We start from the raw sequence: 17,957 nt of genomic DNA on the forward strand, positions 1-17,957 counted from the left end.
CCTGGTGGTGAAGGTGATCGGATCCCGCGTTACCCGTCCCGCCGCCTGCGCGCCTCCAGCCGCCGTCCCAGCGCCGCCTGCCGGGCGCCGCCCCGCTCCGCCGCTGTGTCCACCGCCACCGCCACCGCCTCCGCCTCGCCCTCCAGGCGGGCGGCGAGCGAGCGGACGGTGGGGTACTGGAAGAGCTCCACCACCCGCACCTCCCGGCCGAGCTCGGCGGCGAGTCGGGCCTGGAGCCGCACCAGCAGGAGGGAGTGGCCGCCCAGGTCGAAGAAGTTCTCCTCGGCGCCCACCTCATCCACCCTCAGCAGCCCCTGCCAGATCGCCGCGATGCGCACCTCCAGCCCCGTCCCGGGCCGGAGCCGGCGGGCCGGGCGCGCGGGCGCGGGCGCCGGGAGCGCGCGCCGGTCCAGCTTGCCGCTGGAAGTGCGCGGCAGGCTCTCGAGGGCCACGAACGCGGCCGGCACCATGTACTCCGGGAGGCTCCGCCGCAGGTGCGCCCGCAGCCCTTCGGCGTCCGGGTCGCCGACGACGTAGGCCACCAGCCGCTTCTGGCCCGGCGCGTCCTCGCGCGCCACCACCGCGCAGTCGGCCACGTCGGGGTGCAGGCGCAGCACCGCCTCCACCTCTCCCGGCTCGATGCGGAAGCCCCGGACCTTCACCTGCTCGTCCAGCCGCCCCAGGAACTCCAGCGTCCCGTCGCCGCGCCAGCGCGCCCGGTCGCCGGTGCGGTAGAGCCGCGCTCCGGGTTTCGGCGCGAACGCGTCGGGGACGAAGCGCTCCGCCGTGAGCGCGGGGCGGCCCAGGTAGCCCCGCGCCAGCTGGACACCGCCGATGCACAGCTCCCCGGGCACCCCCACCGGGGCCGGCCGCCCGGCCCCGTCTAGCACGTAGAGCCGGGTGTTCGGGAGCGGGCTCCCGATCGACGGGGACCGCGCCTCCGGGACGCACACCGACGCGCTCACCCGGACCGTCGCCTCGGTCGGCCCGTACACGTTGATGAACCGGCGGTCGCGGCCCCAGCGGGCCACGAGGTCGGCGGTGCACGCCTCGCCGCCGACCACCAGCGTGGTGAGGGTCGGGACCCCCGCGGGCGGCACCACGGCGAGGGTCGAGGGCGTGAACTTCGTGTGGGTGATCCCGTCCCGGCGGAGCAGGGCGAGGAGCTCCTCGCCCGGGAGGAGGCCCTCCTCATCGGGGAGGTGCAGGGCCGCCCCGGAGCTCAGGGCGGCGAAGATCTCGGCGGCGGAGGCGTCGAAGTGCAGGGGGGCCAGCAGGAGCACCCGCGACCCGGGTCCCAGGCCGCAGAGCCCCACCAGCGCGGGGACCAGGTTGCAGATCCCCCGATGCTCCACGGCCACTCCCTTAGGGCGCCCCGTGGAGCCGGAGGTGTAGATCACGTACGCCAGGTTCCCCGCCGTCGCCCGGCCCTGCAGGTCCCCCGCACTTCCGGCCCCGGCCTGCCAGGGTGCCCGGTCCACGCTCACGACCTGAACTCCCGGGCTGGCCGGCAGCCGATCGCGCAACGCGTCCCGGGTCAGCAGCAGGGCCACGCCGCAGTCCGCGAGCACGTACGAGAGGCGCTCCGGTGGAGAGCCGGCATCGAGCGGCACGTAGGCGCCCCCCGCCTTGAGGATCGCGAAAAGGGAGACCACCATCTCCAGGCCGGGCTCCAGGCAGAGGCCCACCCGCACCTCCGGCCCCACGCCGAGCCCGGCCAGGTGGTGCGCCAGGCGGTCCGCCCACCCGTCCAGCTCCCGGTAGGTGAGCGACCGGTCCCCGTGGACCAGTGCGACGGCCTCGGGCGTGCGCCCCGCCTGCGCCTCGAAGAGCTGGTGGACGCAGCGGTCCGCGGGATAGGGGGCCTCCGTCCGGTTCCACCCGTCGACGACCAGCCGGCGCTCCGCCTCTCCCAGCAGCTCCAGCCGCGACGGCCGCGCGTCGGGGTCGTCCACCACCTGCTCCAGCACCCGCTCCAGGTGCGACACCATCCGCCGGACGGTGCTGCGCTCGAAGAGGTCGGTGTTGTAACCCAGCGCCCCCGTCGCTCCACGCGCGTCCGCGGCGAGGACGAGCGAGAGGTCGGAGGTGACCACCTCCGGCTCCCCCGTCGCGTTCGCCACCCGCAGCCCGCTCAGCGCGAGCCTCGACCGCCCAACCTCGTCGCTCAGGGTGAACATCACCTGGAAGAGCGGGGCGTGGCTCAGCGACCGCTCCGGCTGCAGCTCGGCCACCAGCCGCTCGAAGGGTACCTCCTGGTGCTCGTACGCTCCCAGCGTCACCTCCCGGACCCGCCGCAGCACCTCGCGGAAGCCCGGATCGCCGGAAAGGTCCGTCCTGAGCACCACCGTGTTCACGAAGAAGCCGATCAGCTCCTCCACCTCCCGCCGCGTCCGACCGGCGATCGGACTTCCCACCACCACGTCGTCGGTTCCGGCGTGCTTCGAGAGCAGGAGCTGGAACGCACCCAGCAGCACCATGTACAGCGTCGCGCCCTCGCTCCGCCCCAGCCCCCGCAGGCGCTCCAGCAGCCGGGGCGGCAGCTCGACCGGCTCGTAGGCGCCGCGGTACGTCTGCACCGGAGGGCGGGGGCGGTCCGTCGGCAGCTCCAGCACCGCCGGGGCCCCGGCCAACCGGTCCTTCCAGTACGCGAGCTGCCGGTCGAGCGCGGCGCCGCTCAGCTGCCGGCGCTGCCACACCGCGTAGTCCGCGTACTGCACCGGCAGCCCCGGCAGCGGCGACTCCGCGCCCTCGCGGTACGCTCCGTACAGCGCTGACATCTCCTCGAACAGCACGCCCAGGCTCCACCCGTCGCTGACGACGTGGTGCATGCAGAGCAGCAGCACGTGCTCCTCCTCGCCCAGCCGCAGCAGGCCCGCGCGGAAGAGGGGGCCCGCCGCCAGGTCGAACGGCCGTCTCGCCTCCTCCGCCACCCGCCGCGCCACCTCTCCTTCACGCCCGGCCCCGGCCAGCCCTGAGAGGTCCTCCACCGGCAGCGCGAAGCCGCCGGGAGGCGCGATCACCTGCACCGGTGCGCCGTCCACCTCGCGGAAGGTGGTCCGCAGCGCCTCGTGGCGCCGCACGACCTCGCCCAGCGCGCGCTCCAGCGCCCGCACGTGGAGGTCGCCCCCAAGCCGCAGCACAGCGAGGATGTTGTAGAGGGCGCTCCCCGGCTGCAGCCGCTCCAGGAACCAGAGCCGCTCCTGCGCGAAGGAGAGCGGCAGCGGCGCGGTGCGCTGCACCGGCACCACCGCGGGGAGCGCCGCAGGGTCCGAGCGCCGCAACGCCTCCACCCGCGCCGCCAGCTCCGCCACCGTGGGGCCCTCGAAGACGGCGCGAAGCGGCAGCTCGACGGAGAAGACCTCGCGGACGCGCGACACCACCCGCATAGCCAGCAGGGAGTGGCCGCCCGCCCCGAAGAAATCTTCGCTCACCCCCACACGGGCGACGCCCAGCAGCTCCGCCCAGACCCCCGCCAGCACCTCCTCCACCGGCGTTCGTGGCGCCAGGTAGCGCTCTGCCGCCCCGGCGTACTCCGGCGCCGGGAGCGCTTTCACGTCCAGCTTCCCGTTCGGCGTCAGCGGCAGCACGTCCACCACCACCGTGGCGGCCGGGAGCATGTACTCCGGGAGGGTCCGCCGCAGGTGGGCGCGCAGGGCCTCCCCGTCCACCTCGCCGGCCACGTAGGCGACCAGCCGCTTCTCCCCGGGCTCGTCCTCGCGCACGACCACGCGGGCCCCGCGGACCGCGGCGTGGGACGAGAGCACGCTCTCCACCTCGCCCGGCTCGATGCGGAACCCGCGGATCTTCACCTGCTCGTCCAGCCGGCCGATGAACTCCAGCCTGCCGTCCGTCCGCCACCGCAGCCTGTCGCCCGTGCGGTACATCCGCGCCCCCGGCTCCGTCGCGAACGGGTCGGGAACGAAGCGCTCCGCCGTCAGTGCCGGACGGTCCAGGTAGCCGCGGACGACCCCCGCGCCCCCGACGTACGCCTCGCCGGGCACACCCACCGGCACCGGCTGCAGCGCGGCGCCCAGGAGGTAGATCCGCGCGTTGCCGGTCGGCCGCCCCACGGGGACGGTGGCCGCGTCCCCGGCCACCTCCTCCACCTGCTCCCACGAGCACCACGCGGTGGTCTCGGTGGGACCGTACATGTGCAGCAGGCGACGCGGTCCGCCCGCGCGGAGCACGCGGCGGACGCTCTCCGCGTCCACGGCCTGCCCGCCGAAGAGCACCTCCCGCAGGCTCGCGAAGGCGCCGGGGAGCTCCCGCGAGAGCTGGTTCAGCAGCGCGGTCGTCTGGTAGAGCGTGGTGACTCCCCACTCGCGAAAGGCCTCCCGCAGCGCGGGCGGGGAGAGGAGGACGTCACGGGGGACGCCGACCAGCGTGGCGCCGTTCAGGAGGGCGCCCCATGCCTCGAACGCCAGGGCGTCGAAGCTCGCGTTCGAGGCCTGCGCCACCCGGTCGCCCGGTCCGAGGCGCACGTAGTCGGTCTCGCAGACGAGCTGCACGACGTGCCTGTGGCCCACCATCACGCCCTTGGGGCGTCCCGTGCTGCCGCTCGTGTAGACGACGTACGCGAGGTTCTCCGCCGTGGCTCCGCTCCGTACGGGGGACGCGGGTTCCGCCGCGAGCGCCGCGGCCGCCCGGTCGAGGCGGACTACGCGGACCCCGCCGGGAGCCGGCGCCGGGGCGGGCTCGCCCCGGCTCACCAGCACCCGCACCCCGCCGTCGGCGAGCATCAGCTCCAGCCGCTCCGCCGGGTACCCGGGGTCCAGGGGCACGTAGCACCCGCCCGCCTTCAGCACCGCCAGGATGGAGACGATCAGCTCGAGCCCGCGCTCCAGCAGCACGCCGACCCGGGTCTCCGGGCCGACCCCCAGGCGGGCCAGGTGGTGCGCCAGCCGGTTCGCACGCGCATCCAGCTCCGCGTACGTCAGCTGCTCCGCGCCCCAGAACAGCGCCACCGCTTCCGGCCGCTCCCGGACCTGCGCCTCGAACCGCTCGTGGATGCAGAGCTCGCGCGGATACGGCCGTTCGGTCCGGTTCCATTCCTGGAGCAGGAGGCGGCGCTCGTCGGCCCCGGCGAGTTCCAGGCGGGAGAGCCGGAGGTCCGCGTCGGCGGCCGCCTGCTCCAGCACGCGCCGGAAGTGTCCGAGCATCCGCTCGATCGTCGGCCGCTCGAACAGCTCCGTGCTGTAGTCCAGCGCGACCTGCAGGCCCCGGGCGGACTCGTAGGTCGAGAGGGTGAGGTCGAACAGGGCGGCGCGTCGCTGCAGCGGAAGACCCTTCCCGGGCGGAGCGGACGCCCCGGCCCCCGTCCGCACCTCGGTCTCGGCCGCGAAGACGACCTGGAACAGGGGCGAGTGGCTGAGGCTCCGCTCCGGCTGGAGCGCCGCCACCAGCCGCTCGAACGGCATCTCCTGGTGCTCGTAGGCGCCGAGCGTCGTCTCGCGTACCCGCCGCAGCACCTCGCGGAAGCTCGGGTCTCCGGAGAGGTCCGTGCGCAGGACCAGCATGTTCACGAAGAAGCCGATCAGCTCCTCGACTTCCCGGCGGGACCGCCCCTCGACCGGGCTCCCCACCACCACGTCGTCGCTTCCGGAGTACTTCGCGAGCAGGACCTGGTAGGCGCCCAGCAGTACCATGAACAGCGTCGCGCCCTCGCTCCGCCCCAGCCCCCGTAGCCGTTCCACCAGCTCGCCGGGCAGCGCGGCGGACACGCTCGCGCCGCGGTAGGTTCGCGCCACGGGCCGGGCATGGTCGGTGAGGAGGCCGAGCAGCGCGGGCGCGCCGGCGAGCCGCCCGCTCCAGTAGGAGAGGTGCCGCTCCAGCGCCCCGCCACGCTCCTGCTCGTGCTGCCACGCCGCGTAGTCGGCGTACTGCACCGGGAGCTCCGGCAGCGGAGACTCCCCGCCCGCGCGGAACGCGTCGTAGAGCACCGAAATCTCGCGGAAGAGCACACCCATGCTCCACCCGTCGCTGACGGTGTGGTGCATGAAGAGGAGCAGGACGTCGTCCCCGCCCAGCCGCAGGAGCCGCGGTCGGAAGAGCGGGCCGGCGGTGAGGTCGAACGGCAGCTCCGCCTCGTCGGCCGTACGCCGCAGCGCCGCCGCCTCGCGAGCGGAATCGTCCAGGCCGGTGAGGTCCTCCACGGGGAGGGCGAAGCCGACGAACGGCGCGACCACTTGGACGGGAGCGCCGCCCACCTCGGCGAAGGTGGTCCGCAGCGATTCGTGGCGCCGCACCACCTCGCCCAGGGCGCGCTGCATCGCCGCGGCGTCCACCCGCGGAATCCGGTAGGCCGCCTGGATGGTGTACGCCGCCGGGGAGGGATCCAGCTGGTGGAGGAGCCAGAGCCTCCCCTGGCCGAACGAGAGCGGAGCGGGGTCGCGGCTCGCGCGGGGACGGATCCGGTCCGGTGCAGCGCCGCCCGTCTCCTGCGCTAGGCGCACGAGCAGGTCCAGCCGCATGCGGCGGGGGTGCGACTCCGCCAGGGCCGTTTCCGGCCCGGAAGCCCGCGGAGGGACGTGCGTTGGATCCATCGATGCGCCCTTGGCTCTCGGTGCGTTTGCGGACTACGTGCGCACGGCGGGTGAAGCCGGCTCGGCCGGCATCCCCTCGATCTGGAGCAGGAGCCCCGCGACGCGTGCGGCGTGCCCCGCGTAGCGCGGGTCGGTGGCGAGCAGGGCGCCGAGCTCGCCGAGGACCGGGAGGTCGAAGAGCGCGCGCAGCGGCAGCTCGACCGCGAAGATCTCGCGGATGCGCGAGACTACCCGGATGGCCAGCAGCGAATGCCCGCCGAGCGCGAAGAAGTCGTCGTCGGCTCCGACCCTCTCCACGCCCAGCACCTCCGCCCAGATCTCCGCCAACACCTCCTCCACGGGGGTGCGCGGAGCGACGTAGCGGTCCCCCGCCGATGGCAGCTCCGGCGCGGGAAGCGCCTTCCGGTCCAGCTTGCCGTTGGGCGTCAGGGGCAGCTGGTCCAGGCCCACGACGGCGCCCGGCAGCATGTGCTCCGGGAGGCTCCGCCGCAGGTGCGCCCGCAGCGCCTCCGGCTCCACCCCGCCCACCACGTACGCCACCAGCCGCCGCTCGCCGGGCCGGTCCTCGCGCACCACCACCCGGGCGTCGCTCACGCCGGGGTACGCCGACAGCGCGCGCTCGACCTCGCCCGGCTCGACGCGGAAGCCGCGGATCTTCACCTGGTCGTCCAGCCGGCCCAGGAACTCCAGCGTCCCGTCCGCCAGCCAGCGCACGCGGTCTCCGCTGCGGTACAGCCGGGCCCCGGGACGGGCGGAGAACGGGTCGGGGACGAAGCGCGCGGCGGTAAGGCCGGGCCGGTCCAGGTATCCCCGGGCCACCCCCTCCCCGCCGATGAACAGCTCCCCCGCCACCCCGATGGGAACGGGGTGCAGCGAGCGGTCGAGCAGGTGGATCCGGACGTTGCCGGTGGGGGTCCCCACGGGGAGGCTGGGCCAGCGCGACCCGTCGTCGCCCCCCTCCAGGCGGAGCGTAGTGGAGGTGCAGGCCGTCTCGGTCAGGCCGAAGACGTGCACCAGCGGCACCCCGAGCGTGCTCCACTCGGCGAGTCGTTCGGGGAGGACCCGCTCGCCGCCCACGATGACGAAGCGGACACACGCGGGGAGCCGCCTGCCGGCGTGCACCAGCTCGTGCACCCACTCGTGCCAGTACGCGGTCGGGAGCTCGAAGCCGGTCACGCCCTGCCGCTCCAGCACTTCCAGCAGCTCATTGGGGGCGAACAGGTTCCCGCTGGAGAGCACCACCGCCGCTCCGGAGACCCAGGCGGGGAAGAGCTCCTCGACGACCACGTCGAAGCTGGGGGAGGCGAACTGCAGGATGCGGTCGGCGGGGCCGAGCCCGAGTCGCCCGGCCATGTCGGTGGCGAAGTTGACCAGCGCCCGGTGCGGGAGCGCAACGCCCTTGGGGCGGCCGGTGGAGCCCGAGGTGTAGATGACGTACGCCAGGCTCTCCGGCGATATGCCGCTCTCCGGCGCCTCCCGGCTCTCTGCCGAGATCGGCTCGGCCTCGAGGTCGACGCAGACGACCCCGGCGGGCGCGGAGAGCCGTCCGGCAAGGTGCGCCGTCGTGAGCAGCACGGCGGCGCCGCTGTCCTCGAGCATGTAGGCCAGCTGCTCGGCCGGGTACTCCGGGTCCAGCGGCACGTAGGCGCCGCCCGCCTTGAGGGCGCCCAGGATGCCGAGGGCCATCCCGGAGCCGCGCTCCACGCAGATCGCCACCCGCGTCTCCGGGCCCACACCCCGCCGACGGAGGTAGTGGGCGAGCTGGTTGGCCCGCTCGTTCAGCTCCCGGTAGGCCAGCGTTCCATCCTCAGAGACCACCGCCAGGGCGTCCGGCGTGCCTTCCGCCTGCGCCTGGAACAGCTCGTGGATGCAGGCTCCGCGCGGGAACGCGCGCTCCGTCCGGTTCCACTCCTCCACCAGCAGACGCCGCTCCGCCTCCCCCAGCAGCTCCAGTTCCGCGAGGTGCACGTCCGCCCCCCCCGCCACCTGCTCCAGCACGCGGGACAGGTGCTCCAGCACCCGCTTGATGGTGTCCGCCTCGAAGCGGCTCTCGTCGTAGCTCAGGTCGAACAGCAGCTGCCTGCCGGGAGCGGCCGTGAGGCAGAGCGGATACGTGTGGTCCCACTCCACCGCGCGCGTCCGGGCGACCCGCAGGCGCGCCTCGCCCCCACCGCTCCCACCGCGCTCGACCGGATAGTTCTCGAACACGAAGAGTGTCTCGAAGAGGGGCGTGCCGCGCGGCACGCCGCTCCACCCCTGCACCTGCACCAGCGGGGCGTACTCGAACTCGCGCGCCTCTGCCAGCGTCCGCTGCAGGTCGCGCAGCCACTCCTCCAACCGCGCGTCGCCCGGCACCCGCATCCGCACGGGGAGCGTGTTGATGAAGAGCCCCACCATCTCCTCCACCCCGTCCAGCTGCGCCGGTCGCCCGGAGACGGTGTTGCCGCACACCACCTCCTCTTCGCCGCCGTAGCGCGAGAGCAGGAATCCCCACGCCCCCAGCAGCACGGTGCTCAGCGTCACCCGGCCCCGCCGGGCGGCCTGCTCCAGCCGCTCCGTGAGCCCGGCGGAGAGCGCCGCCCTCCAGTGGGCCTGCCGCACCGCCTCTCCGGCGGGCGCCGCCCGGTCCAGCCCGAGCGGGGTGGGCGCGGTGAAGCCCCCGAGCACCTGCCTCCAGTACCGCTCCGCCGCATCCTGGTCCTGCCGCTCCAGCCAGGCGATGTAGTCCCGGTACGGCCGCCTGCGGCCGAGCTCCACCGCCTGCCCCGTGCTCCAGGCGTGGTAGAGCCGGAACACCTCGTCGGCGATACGGGCGCACGACCACCCGTCCATCAGCAGGTGATGCTGGCTCCAGACCAGCCAGTGGGCCTGGTCGCCCACCCGGAAGACGGCGAACCGGAGCAGCGGCGCCCGGTGCAGCGCGAACCCCCGCGCGCGGTCCTCCTCCAGGTACCGCTGCAGCGCGGCGTCCTGGGCGTCCGCGGTGAGCTCCCGCCAGTCCTCGGTCCGCCACGGCACCTCCACCGCGGTTTCCACCCGCTGCAGCGGCCGGCGCAACCCCTCCCACGCGAAGGAGGTCCGCAGTACGGCGTGGCGCCTCACCGCCTCTGCCCAGGCGCGCCGGAAGAGCTCCGCGTCGAACGCCCCTTCCAGCCGCTCCGCGCGCTGGGTCTGGTACTCCTGGGTCTCGCTGTAGAGGGTGTGGAAGAGCATCCCCTCCTGCATCGGCGAGAGCGGGTACAGGTCTTCCACGCCGCGCCGGCCCGCCAGCAGCGCGTCCAGCTCCGCCTGCGCGAGTCCCGCGAGCGGGAAGTCCGACGGGGTGTATCCGCCCGCGCCCTCCTCCCGGCAGTGCGCGATCAGCCCGCGCAGCGCGTCGAGGTACCTCCCCGCCAGCCGCTCGATCGTCTCCGGCCGGTGTGCCCCCTCGCCGTACGTCCAGCGCACCCGCAGGCACCCACCGCTGATGCTGCCGTTCACCTCGAGCGCGTGCGCACGGCGGTTCTCCGGCGCCCACTCGCCGCCCCGCAGTCCGACCGCGGAGCGGAGCCGCGCCGCCGGGGCGAGCCCCTGGTCGAACTGGCCCAGGTAGTTGAACGAGATCTCCGGCTCCGGCTGCGCCGCCAGCGCTCCACGCACCACCGCGTCCGGGCCCAGGTAGCGCAGCACGCCGTAGCCGATCCCCCGCCTGGGCACCGCGCGCAGCTGCTCCTTCACCCGCTTCAGCCGCTCCCCGGGGCCCGCCGTGCCCGCAGTGTCCAGCACCACCGGGTACACGCTGGTGAACCACCCCACGGTGCGCGTCAGGTCCACCCCCGCGCTCTCTTCCTCCTCCCGGCCGTGTCCCTCCAGCGCCAGGCGCACCCGCGAGCTCCCCGTCCACTCCCCCACGGTCTCGGCCAGCGCGCAAAGCAGCACGTCGTTCATCTGCGTGCGGTACGCCGTTGGCACCTCCTGCAGCAGCGCGCGGGTCTCCTCCGTCTCCAGCCGCACCGTCACCGAGCGCGAGCCGCCGATCGTCCGGCCGCCCTCGCCGTCGGCCGGAAGCGGAGCCACGCCTTCGGGCCCCTGCGCCAGCCAGTGGCCGGCCTCCTCCAGCAGCGCGTCGCTCGCGGCGAACGCATCCAGCGCCTCCGCCCACTGCCGGTACGAGGTGCTCTTCGCCCCCAGCTCGATCGGCTCGCCGGCTTGCGCCTGGGCGCAGGCGCGTTCCAGGTCGTCGCGGAGGATGCGCCAGGAGACGCCGTCCACCACCAGATGGTGCAGCACCAGCAGCAACGCCCGGCCCCGCTCGCCCCGGTCGAAGAGTAGCGCGCGGCCGAGCGGCCCCTGCTCCAGGTCCAGGCTCGCCTGCGCCCGCCCGGCCACCTCGCCCTGCACGCGCTCCTGCGCTTCGCGCGGCAGGTCCGCGAGGTCCACCCGCTCCAGCGCGATCCCCACCTGTCCGGCGTGCCACTGCTCCCATCCGGAGGCCGTCCTGCGGTAGCGCAGCCGGAAGACGTCGTGGTGCTCCAGCACCGCCCGCAGCGCCGCCTCCAGTGCCGCGTCGCCCAGGCCGGCGTCCACCTCCAGCAACGCGGACTGGTTGTAGTGCCAGGGCGCCGGGTGGCCCTGCTCGAAGAACCACGCCTGGATCGGCGTTAGCCGCACCGTCCCCTGCACCCGGCCCTGCTCCGCGTGCCCCGCCTCCGCTTCCGCCGTGTCTCCCGCGACCGCGGCGAGCTCCGCGATGGTCTGGTACTCGAACATCTGCGGGGGGGTGATCTCCAGCCCCTCCCGCCGCGCGCAGGAGACCACCTGGATGCAGAGGATGCTGTCGCCACCCAGCTCGAAGAAGCTCTCGTTCACCCCCACCCGCTCCAGCCCCAGCACCTCCGCCCAGATCCCGGCCAGGATCTCCTCCACGCGGTTGCTCGGTGCCACGTACCGGTCTCCGGCGGTCGCGTACTCCGGCGCCGGCAGCGCCTTCCGGTCGAGCTTCCCGTGGGGTGTCAGGGGCAGCCGGTCGAGGGTGACGAAGGCGGCGGGTACCATGTACTCCGGCAGGCGGCCGCGCAGGTGCTCGCGGAGCCCGTCGGCCGCCGCCTCGCCCACCAAGTACGCCACCAGCCGCTTCTCTCCCGGCTCGTCCTCGCGCACGACCACGCGCGCCTCGCGTACGCCGGGATGCGCCGACAGCGCGCTCTCCACCTCAGCGGGCTCGATGCGGAAGCCGCGGACCTTCACCTGCTCGTCCAGCCGCCCCAAGTACTCCAGCGTGCCGTCCGCCCGCCAGCGCACCCAGTCCCCGGTGCGGTACAGGCGTCCGCCGCCTGCGCCGAACGGGTCGGGGACGAACCGCTCGGCCGTGAGCTCCGGGCGGTGCAGGTAGCCGCGGGCCACTCCCACGCCGCCCACGAACAGCTCGCCCGGCAGGCCGACGGGCACCGGCTCCCTCCGCGCGTCCAGCACGTACACCCGCACGTTCTCCAGCGGGCGGCCGATCGGCGGGGTGCGCCCGTCCGCCTCGCACGCCGCGGTGGTGGCGCAGACCGTGGCCTCGGTGGGCCCGTACGCGTTGACGAAGGTGCGCCCCGCGCTCCACCGTTCCACCACCGCGGCACCCACCGCCTCGCCCGCGCTCACGATCATGCGCAGCTCCGGCAGCCCGTCCGGCTCCAGCGCGGCGAGCACCGACGGAGGCAGGGTGACCACGGTGATGCGCTCACGGCGCAGCGTGTCGAGGAGGCCGGGGCCGGGGAGCGTCTCCTCGCGCGTGGCCAGCACCAGCGTAGCACCCGAGAGCAGCGTGGCGAACAGCTCCGAGACCGCCGCGTCGAAGGAGAACGAGGCGAACTGCAGCACGTGGCTGGCGGCGTCGATCCCGAACCGGCCGGCCTGCGCGCGCGCCAGGTTGGGCACGCCCCGGTGGGCGGCCACCGCGCCCTTGGGGGCGCCGGTGGACCCGGAGGTGTAGATGACGTACGCCGCGCCGTCCGCCTCCACCGGCACGCGGGGGGCGTCGGCCGGGCGCGCGGCGATTGCCCGGGCCTCGGCCCGCAGGTCCAGCAGGTCGGGGAGGAGCGCGGCCGGAACCCCGTCCGGGACGCCCGCGGGGGCGACCACCGTCCGTACGCCGGCGTCGGCCAGCATGTAGCGTAGCCGCTCCGCCGGGTATGCGGGGTCCAGCGGCACGTACGCGCCGCCCGCCTTGAGCACGGCGAGGATCGCGGCCACGGTCTCCGGCGCGCGCTCGGCGAACACGCCCACGCGCGCCTCCGGCTCCACGCCGCGCGCCGCCAGGTGATGCGCCAGGCGGTTGGCCGCCTCCTCCAGCTCCCGGTAGGTGGTCCCCCGTCCGCCGAAGCGGAGCGCCTCCGCGTCCGGCGTGCACGCCGCCTGCGCCGAGAAGAGCTGGTGGATGGTCGCGTCCGGCGGACGGGGAGTCTCCGTCCGGTTCCACTCGTCCACCACCAGGGCGCGCTCCGCCGCCCCCAGCAGCTCCAGGCCGGAGAGGCGCACGTCCGCATCCGCCACGACCTGCTCCAGCACCCGTTCCAGGTGCCCGAGCATCCGCCGGACGGTGCTCCGCTCGAACAGGTCGGTGCTGTAGATCAGCCTCCCCCGCAGGCCGTCGGACGTCTCGGTCAGGTCCAGCGAGAGGTCGAGCTTGGCGGGCTCCGCCGCCGCGCCCGCGCGGCGGACCTCCAGCCCCGGCAGAGCGCCCCCCGGGGCCTCATTATTCTGCAGTGCGAAGCTCACCTGGAAGATCGGCGCGTGGCTCAGGCTCCGCTCCGCCTGCAGCTCCGCCACCAGCTTCTCGAAGGAGACGTCCTGGTGCTCGTACGCGCCCAGCGTAGCCTCGCGCACGCTCCGCAGCACCTGGCGGAACGCCGGGTCGCCGGAGAGGTCGGTCCGCAGCACCAGGGCGTTGACGAAGAAGCCGATCAGCCCCTCGACCTCGCGGTGTGTCCGCCCCGCTGTCGGGCTCCCCACCACCACGTCCCCGCTCCCGCTGTACTTCGAGAGTAGCACCTGGAAGGCGCCCAACAGCACCATGTACAGCGTGGCTCCCTCCCCGCGGGCCAGCGCCTGCAGCCGGTCCCGCAGCTCCGGGGAGAGCCGCACCGGCTCCGACGCGCCGCGGTACGTCTGCACCGCCGGGCGGGGACGGTCCGTCGGCAGCTCCAGCAGTGCCGGCGCTCCCGACAGGCGCTCCTTCCACCACGCGAGCTGCCGCTCCAGGCCCTCGCCCCGGAGTTGCCGACGCTGCCACACGGCGTAGTCGGCGTACTGTATGGGCAGCTCCGGGAGCGGCGACTCGCGCCCGGCGCGGTACGCCTCGTACAGCGCCGACAGCTCCCGGAAGAGCACGCCCGTGCTCCACCCGTCGCTGACGATGTGGTGCACGCTCAGCAGCAGCACGTGGTCTTCGCTGCCCAGGCGCAGCAGCCCGGCACGGAAGAGCGGACCCGCCGAGAGGTCGAACGGCCGCACGGCGTCCTCTGCGACCCGATGCCTCACCTCGGCCTCGCGCTCTTCCTCACCGAGCGAAGAGAGGTCCTCCACCAGCATCGCGTAGCCGGTGAACGGCACCACCACCTGTACCGCCTCTCCATCCCGTTCCGCGAACACGGTCCGGAGCGCCTCGTGCCGACGGACGACCTCGCCCAGCGCTCGCTCCAGGGCCGCGGCGTCGAGTGCTCCCTGCAGCCGCAGCGCGCTGAGGATGTTGTAGAGGGCTGTCCCCGGCTGCATCCGGTCCAGGAACCAGAGCCGCTCCTGCGCGAAGGAGAGCGGCAGCGCTCCCCTGCGCTCCACCGGCACCACCGGCGGCAGCACCGGAAGCTCCGCCCGCCGCAGCGCCTCCACCCGCCCGGCCAGCTCCGCCACGGTGGGGCCCTCGAATAGCGCACGCACCGGCAGCTCGATCCCGAATACCTCGCGGACCCGCGAGACCACCCGCATGGCCAGCAGGGAGTGGCCGCCCAGCTCGAAGAAGTTCTCCCCCACCCCCACGCGCTCCAGCCGCAGCACCTCCGCCCAGATCCCCGCCAGCACCTCCTCCGTGGGCGTGCGCGGCGCCACGTGGTGCCCTCCCGCGGCGAAGTCCGGCGCGGGCAGCGCCTTCACGTCCAGCTTGCCGTTGGGGGTCAGCGGCAGGTGGTCGAGGGCCACGAAGGCGGCCGGCACCATGTACTCGGGCAACCCTCGGTGCAGCTCTCCCCGCAGCGCCTCCGCGTCCACCTCACCCACCACGTACGCCACGAGCCGCGCCCCGCCCGGCGCCTCCTCGCGCACCGCCACCACGCACTCGCGCACGCCCGGCTGGCGGCGCATCACCGCCTCAATCTCCCCCGGCTCGATGCGGAAGCCGCGCACCTTCACCTGCCGGTCCACCCGCCCCAGGAACTCCAGCGTGCCGTCCGCCCGCCACCGCACCCGGTCGCCCGTGCGGTAGAGGCGCCCGCCAGGCGCGCCGAACGGGTCGGGGACGAACCGCTCCGCCGTCAGGGCGGCGCGCCCCAGGTAGCCGCGCGCCACGCCCGCGCCGCCGATCAGGAGCTCGCCCGGGACCCCCGCCGGCTGCGGGCGTCCCAGGGGGTCGCACACGTAGAGGCGCACGTTCCCCAGGGGGCGGCCGATCGGGTGCCCTCCCACGACGCCGTCCTCCGGGACGGGGTGGATGGAGGCCAGGACGGTTCCCTCCGTCGGCCCGTAGAGCACGTAGGATTCCGCCCCGGGGAAGGCTGCGCGCATCTCCGCCAGCAGGTCGGGCGGGACCCGGTCGCCCCCCACGAAGGCGTGCCGCAGCCGCCCCGGGCGGGACGCGCCGCGCCCCACCTGCGCCACCTCCCGCATCAGCGCGGGCACCGCGTGCAGGAGCGTGGCGTCGGCGGCCTCGTCCAGCAGCGCGGGGACGTCCAGCATCCGCTCCCGCCCAACGAGGCGCACCGCGGCGCCGGAGGTGAGGGGGAGCAGCGCCTCCAGGAGCCAGATGTCGAAGGCGAAGCTCGCCAGCGCCGGCATCACGTCCCCCTCGCCCACGCCGAGAACCTCGCGCATGGCGCCCAGCAGGTTGGCCAGCGAGCCGTGCTGCACCAGCACTCCCTTGGGGCGGCCGGTGCTGCCGGAGGTGTAGATCACGTACACCAGGTTGGAGGCCGAGACGGGCACCCGCACCGCCTCGTCTGCGGGGCCGCCACAAGTCTCGTCGCTGCGCACGATGGCCGCCCCGTGCTCCGGCAGCGCGTCTGCCGCGCTCCCCGCGGTCACCACCACCGGGAGCGCCGCGTCGGAGACCATCCACCCCAGCCGCTCGGGCGGGTAGCCCGGGTCCAGCGGTACGTAGGCCCCGCCCGCCTTCCAGATCCCCAGCGCCCCTACCAGCAGCTCGGGCGTACGCTCCATGCACAGGCCCACCGGGACCTCGGGCCCCACCCCCAGCTCACGCAGGCGCGCGGCGAGGGCGTCGGCGCGGCGGTCCAGGGCCCGGTACGTCACCGCCTCGCCCTCGTGCAGCAGGGCCACCGCGTCCGGGGCCCGGCGCGCATGCTCCGCGAACAGCACGTGGACGGGGGTGTCGGGGTAGGAGCGATCGGTGCGGTTCCAGCTCCGGAGCACCTGCTCCTGCTCCGCTTCCCCCGGCAGCACCAGCGCGGAGAGCCTTGCGCCCGCGTCCGCCGCGACCTGCTCTAGCACCCGCTCCAGGTGCCCCAGCATCCGCCGGATCGTGCTCCGCTCGAACAGGTCCGTGCTGTAGTTCAGCCCGCCGGCAAGCCCGCGGGGGGTCGCCGCCAGGTACAGGGAGAGGTCGAACTTCGCGGTGTCGTTCTCCGTGCCCACTCCCTGGACGTCCAGCCCGGATAGCCCGCCCGCGGTGCCGTCGGCCCCGTCCGCCACGAACAGCACCTGGAAGAGGGGGGAGTGGCTGAGGCTGCGCTCCGGCTGGAGCTCCTCGACCAGCCGCTCGAAGGGGACGTCCTGGTGCTCGTAGGCGCCCAGCGTGGCCTCGCGCACCCGGTGGAGCACTTGGCGGAAGCCCGGATCGCCGGAGAGGTCCGTCCGCAGCACGAGCGTGTTGACGAAGAAGCCGATCAGCCCCTCCACTTCGCCGCGGGTACGCCCCGCGATCGGGCTGCCCACCACCACGTCCTCGCTCCCGCTGTACTTCGAGAGCAGCACCTGGAAGGCGCCGAGCAGCACCATGAAGAGCGTGGCGCCCTCGCTGCGCCCCACCGCCTGGAGCCGCTCCAGCAGCTCCAGGGGGAGCTGGACGCGCTCGTACGTGCCCCGGTACGTCTGCACCGCCGGGCGGGAGTGGTCGGTGGGGAGCTCCAGCATCTCCGGTGCGCCTGCGAGCCGCTCCTTCCAGTAGGCGAGCTGCCGCTCCAGGATCTCGCCCCGGAGCTGCTCGCGCTGCCACACGGCGTAGTCGGCGTACTGCACCGGCAGCTCCGCCAGCGGCGACTCCCGCCCCTCCCGGTAGGCCGCGTACAGCGCCGACAGCTCGCGGAAGAGCACGCCCATGCTCCACCCGTCGCTGACCACGTGGTGCATGCAGAGCAGGAGCACGTGCTCCTCTTCGCCCAGCCGCAGCAGCTTCGCCCGGAAGAGCGGACCGGCCGCCAGGTCGAACGGGCGCGCGGCATCCTCGCGGGCGAGCCGTCGCACCTCCGCTTCGCGCTCCGGTCCTTCCTGGCCGGAGAGGTCCTCCACCGGCAGTGTGAAGCCGGCGAAGGGGGCGACCACCTGTACCGGGACACCGGCCGCTTCGGCGAAGGTGGTGCGAAGCGCCTCGTGCCGGCGGACGATCTCCCCCAGCGCACGCGCCAGCGCCTGCCCGTCCAAGGCACCCCCAAGCCGCCGTACAGCGGGGATGTTGTAGAAGGCGCTCCCCGGCTGCATCCGGTCCAGGAACCAGAGCCGCTCCTGCGCGAAGGAGAGCGGGACCGGACCGTCGCGCTCCACCGGCGCCACCAGGGGCAGCAGCCGCACCTCGGCGCGCCGCAGCGCCTCCACCCGCTCCGCCAGCTCCGCCACCGTGGGCGCCTCGAACATCGCGTGCACCGGCAGCTCGACCCCGAACACCGCCCGCACGCGCGAGATCACGCGCATAGCCAGCAGCGAGTGGCCGCCCAGCTCGAAGAAATTGGCCTCCACCCCCACCGTGTCGCGTGCCAGCACCTCGGCCCAGATCCCCGCCAGCGCCGCTTCGGCCGGCGTGCGCGGGGCGAGGTGGGGCCGCCCCGCCGACGCCTGGTCCGGCGACGGGAGCCGCCCGCGGTCCAGCTTGCCGTTGGGGGTCAGCGGAAGCGCGGCCAGCGGCACGAACGCGCCCGGTACCATGTACTCCGGCAGCCGCGCTCCGGCGGCCCGCCGGAGCTCCCGCACCAGCCCCGCGGTGGAGTGCCACCGTGCGTCGGGGGGGGG

The 17,957-nt window shown here is 74.5% G+C and carries 2 protein-coding genes; both read right to left on the reverse strand.

Annotated features, from left to right (window positions below):
• Nucleotides 1-29: 29 nt before the first annotated feature.
• On the reverse strand, nucleotides 30-6,473 hold the full coding sequence (locus tag VGR37_21885; GenBank protein ID HEV2150063.1) for an amino acid adenylation domain-containing protein: 6,444 nt from the start codon (nucleotides 6,471-6,473) through the stop codon (nucleotides 30-32).
• Nucleotides 6,474-6,578: 105 nt separating this feature from the next.
• Nucleotides 6,579-17,918, reverse strand: coding sequence for an amino acid adenylation domain-containing protein (locus VGR37_21890; GenBank protein HEV2150064.1), 11,340 nt, complete (start codon nucleotides 17,916-17,918; stop codon nucleotides 6,579-6,581).
• Nucleotides 17,919-17,957 lie beyond the last annotated feature (39 nt).

The sequence above is a fragment of the Longimicrobiaceae bacterium genome (assembly GCA_035936415.1).
Taxonomy (GTDB): Bacteria; Gemmatimonadota; Gemmatimonadetes; order Longimicrobiales; family Longimicrobiaceae; genus JAFAYN01.